At 52.3% G+C, this 2,592-nt stretch carries 2 protein-coding genes; both read left to right on the plus strand.

The genetic code is table 11. The features are described from left to right. The first annotated feature begins 323 nt into the window (after window positions 1-323). Entirely contained in the window at window positions 324-602 is a 279-nt protein-coding gene (locus tag BQ17_RS12420) for a PqqD family protein (protein WP_176722409.1), read from the plus strand. 5 nt (window positions 603-607) lie between these two features. Then, entirely contained in the window at window positions 608-2,446 is a 1,839-nt protein-coding gene (locus BQ17_RS12425) for an asparagine synthetase B family protein (RefSeq protein ID WP_089727522.1), read from the plus strand. Window positions 2,447-2,592: the final 146 nt, after the last annotated feature.

Raw genomic sequence — 2,592 nt, forward strand, 5'->3', positions numbered from 1 at the left:
TTCCATAACCTCTCGGGCACGCAACAATGACCCAACTTTAGTTCCTATGCAATCATCCGGGACCCCACAATTATGCATGAGATCTGTTTAAAACTCTTCCTGTACCGCTATAATACGGAGTTATTGTCAACTAGTGACTATGCTACCATTTAGTGATAAACTATCACCGACCATTCAATCCCTCCCCCTCTGGATCCTGGTCTCGAAAACCAGAAATCAAAGGGTTGTGCTCGCAGCGAGCCGAAGTTCGTCAGGGACTGATATGGTTACTCGCTTGCCAAGATTTCCCGAGTTTCTGCAACGACAGCGGAAGGATGTGCATTATGACACCTTTACCTAAAGAAATCACCATTTCGTCCAAGCTCCTTTTTCAGGAGCTAGGTGACGAAACCGTGCTCCTGGACCTGGAAAACGAGTTGTATTACAGTCTGGATGAAGTGGGCATGCGTCTGTGGCAACTATTCGCCGAAAACGGTAATCCGGAGGCTGCTATGAAGCAGTTGTTGACGGAATACGATGTGGATGAGGCCAGGCTCCGGAAGGACATGCATGTGCTGATTGATGAATTGCGTGAAGCCAAGCTGATCACTGTGACACCCTGACAACGATGAGCGGTTTTATCGGCATTCTAAATGGCGACGGTCAACCTATCGATTTCGATTTGTTGCATAGAATGACCGACTTGATGTCACCCCAGGGCCCCGATGCCCAGGAGACCTGGGGTAACGCCCATATCGGTTTTGGTCACGCCCTATTGCGCACGACTTGGGAATCGGAAACAGAACGCCAACCCCACAGTTTGGACGGAGCGGTTTGGATTACAGGGGATATTCGCCTGGACCGGCGAGACGAATTGGTTGATCGATTGCGTGCTTCCGGATGCCGGTTTGACAAGGAGGTGCCTGATGTTGATCTCATGTTGCATGCTTACCGAGTTTGGGAGGCGGACTGTGTGGAACGGGTGAGTGGGGATTTTGCCTTTGCGATCTGGGATAGCCGTTCGCAACGCTTGTTCTGTGCCCGGGATCACTTTGGAATTGTGCCTTTTTACTATGCGGAGACGAAAAACGCCCTGATTCTCGGCAGCCACATCGATTGCTTACGGTTGCACCCGCAAGTCTCCGACCGTCTCAATGAACGGGCTATCGGCGATTTTCTGCTGGCTAGTATGAATCTCGACTTCACAACGACCGTGTTTGCCGATATTCGAAAGCTACCCCCCGCTCACACCTTGATTTGGTCGGATGGCAAGCTGCGCGTCCAGCGTTATTGGCAATTGCCGGAAGTTGCACAGGAGTATGTGCGTTACAGCCGTCGGGAAGAGTATATCGAGCGGTTTCGAGAGCTGTTTGAACGGGCCATCACAGACCGGCTGCGAACCGACCGCGTCGGTACTTATCTGAGCGGGGGCATGGACTCGACCAGTGTTGCCGCCACTGCGTATCGGTTAATGACGGCGACCGATTCATCGGTTGATTTTCGGGCGTATACGATTATCTTCAACGCGCTTATTTTTGACGACGAAGGCGACTATGCCGCGCAGGTGGCCGAGAAGGCAGGTTTCTCAATCGAATATCTCGCGGCGGAAGATTATGTTCGGCAGGCCCCCGAGAAACGCCCGGAATATCCCTTTCCCGAACCCTTGGCGTTCTCGAGCCATTCGGCTGAGCTGGAAATTATGCGCCGCGTGGCTGGATACAGCCGGGTGCTATTGTCCGGAATGGGTGGCGATCCGGCGCTTACCCTCCCCTGGTCGCACTGGATCAGTCTGCTACGACGCAACCAGCTTTCGCGTTTGGCACGAGATACATTGGAATATATCCGCGCTTTTCACCGTCCACCGGGTTTCGGGTTGCGTACCCAAATGAGAGGCTGGCTGCGAGAGTGGCGGGATCCCTTTGATCTTCCGGATTGGATTAAGCCGGACTATGTGGAACGGATAGGTTTGAAGGCACGCTACCGAGAGTTTATGGCCGCAGTAAAATTCCCGCCGATGAGAAGCCACTACGGCATGTTGGCTGCTCCCTTGTGGTCCCATATATTTGCCACTGCTGCTCCGGGATTCGCCGGTCCTCCCACTAAAACGCGTTATCCGTTTTTTGACGTGCGCTTGGTGTCATACCTACAATCCATACCACCGATCCCGTGGTTGGAACGAAAGTTCTTGTTGCGCGAGGCCATGAAAGGCATACTACCCAAGACTGTACGGTTACGCCCCAAAAGGGTATTGCGGAGTAATCCCCATTACAACTTGGCGCGACAACGTGGGGTTCAGCCCTGGATGGAAGAACTGTTGACCATCCCAGCCATTGCCCCTTACGTTGATGGTGAGTGCGTGCTGCAAAGGCTGCGAGCCAAAGACTTTACATCGATCACTTATCGGCAGATCTACCTGGCTTTGGTGTTGGCCTATTGGCTGAATCTCGAAAATGACAAACAGGGTTAGGTCCACATCAAACCGAAGTTTGTAAGGTAACCTGAAATTAGAAGCTGTCTGGTTAATTGAAAACACCCCCTAGTACCTAGTTTCGACCGATGTTGCAAGTTCATAGTACCTGCTGGCTCACACGCTTGGTTCACACGCTCCAGTAC

Origin of the sequence: Candidatus Thiosymbion oneisti, assembly GCF_900092655.1 — a bacterium.
Lineage (GTDB): Bacteria > Pseudomonadota > Gammaproteobacteria > Chromatiales > Chromatiaceae > Thiosymbion > Thiosymbion oneisti.

Bases quoted from the DNA above. Each gene is read 5' to 3' on its own strand.
- BQ17_RS12420 (WP_176722409.1), top strand. From the start codon at position 324: ATGACACCTTTACCTAAAGAAATCACCATTTCGTCCAAGCTCCTTTTT.
- BQ17_RS12425 (WP_089727522.1), top strand. From the start codon at position 608: ATGAGCGGTTTTATCGGCATTCTAAATGGCGACGGTCAACCTATCGAT.